The 222-nt window shown below is 37.4% G+C and carries 2 pseudogenes; one reads left to right on the forward strand and one right to left on the reverse strand.

Annotated elements, in window-relative coordinates:
• Positions 1-84: pseudogene (locus tag WFH18_RS18320) on the forward strand (IS1 family transposase); the annotation flags it as partial.
• A 27-nt stretch (positions 85-111) separates the two neighbouring features.
• Here the strand turns inward: WFH18_RS18320 and WFH18_RS18325 are convergent.
• A pseudogene (locus WFH18_RS18325) lies at positions 112-222 on the reverse strand (IS1 family transposase); the annotation flags it as partial.

Consider the following 222-nt stretch of genomic DNA (forward strand, 5'->3'; position numbering starts at 1 on the left):
AGTTGTAATTTCTCCAAAAAGCTTGAAAACCATTTTAAAGCCTTCGACTTAACCTTCTTTTACATCAATAATGGCTTCATTTAATGTCAGCATACTTTTTAAAACACCACCCGATTCACTTAAGGTTCGTAATACCTTGCCAATGCTGATACGCTCGACTTCAGCAATATCTCTAACACCGCTTCCTCTGACCATCAAATGTAATATCTTGCCGGTAATACC

The sequence above is a fragment of the Acinetobacter sp. USHLN143 genome (assembly GCF_037145695.1).
Lineage (GTDB): Bacteria > Pseudomonadota > Gammaproteobacteria > Pseudomonadales > Moraxellaceae > Acinetobacter > Acinetobacter fasciculus.